Here is a 994-nt window from a genome sequence, read left to right on the forward strand (position 1 = left end):
TAACCCGAATTCTGCTTAAGCCATCATTGGAACAGCTTCTTCTGAGTAGAAAACTTTCAGTGATGGTTTTTTCAATTTAAGGCAGTAAGCAATCAGTCCACCTAAAACGGTCAACATAAATCCTCTTATACTTCGGTGGCGAGAATGCTCTATCTGAGAAATTAATTTTAATTGTCCATTAATCGTTTCAATGATAAAACGCTTTTTTAACATTATTTTATCCCACTCAGCTTGCATACGTGCTTTCATGTTACGCCGTTTTTTCGTGATGAAAGTGACACCGGTTTTGGCTAAATCGTCCGCCAAGTCCTGACTAAGAGAACCTTTATCGCCGTAAAGAGAACCCATTAATTCTGTTGTTAATTCGCGAACAGGTTCCCGATCATCCACATTACCGGCAGTGACTTTAAGCGCTAGAATTTCCCCCTGATGATTGACAACCAAGTGTAATTTTAAACCATAAAACCATCCCATTGAATTTTTTCCACGCTGTGCTATTCCCGCAAAGACCTTATGTCGAGGGATGCGAATGTTATGGCAGACACTCAAACTGGTGGAATCAATAAAAGCAATACCTGTGGGTTTCCCTTTTAATTGAGTCAGATAGCTGCATAGTGGCACCAAAACGGAAGGGACAACGCTGATAAAACGGGTATAACTGAGTAAAGTGGAGAAGTCGCGGTGGTGGTATTGCCAAATATGTTCTAAATAAAAATTTTTAAAATCACGGTAATGCGACATATGAAAAAGGATCAAAATGGTCATGATTTCACTGGGATACATATGACCTTGTCGGCGGCGTAAACGATGCCCACTCTCAAGACAAAATTGTTCCCATTGAGGAATGAAAAAACGGCAAAAATCATCGACATCACAGAAAATTTCAACTAACTTGTCCATAGCCTGTTCCCCCTCGGAGTTGTTTTCGGTGTGCACCAAAACTTTGCTCCGGGAACAGGCTTCTCGTCAATTTCTTATCCAGAATTCGGGTTAA

1 protein-coding gene is annotated in these 994 nt (G+C 40.5%); it reads right to left on the reverse strand.

Going from position 1 to position 994, the window contains the following annotated elements; all coding sequences use genetic code 11:
* Nucleotides 1–15: 15 nt before the first annotated feature.
* Nucleotides 16–900 carry an IS982 family transposase gene (locus Xhom_RS25000; protein WP_069315479.1) on the reverse strand — a complete coding sequence of 295 codons (885 nt, stop codon included), beginning with the start codon at nucleotides 898–900 and terminating at the stop codon, nucleotides 16–18.
* Nucleotides 901–994 lie beyond the last annotated feature (94 nt).

This window comes from Xenorhabdus hominickii (assembly GCF_002632725.1).
Taxonomy (GTDB): domain Bacteria; phylum Pseudomonadota; class Gammaproteobacteria; order Enterobacterales; family Enterobacteriaceae; genus Xenorhabdus; species Xenorhabdus hominickii.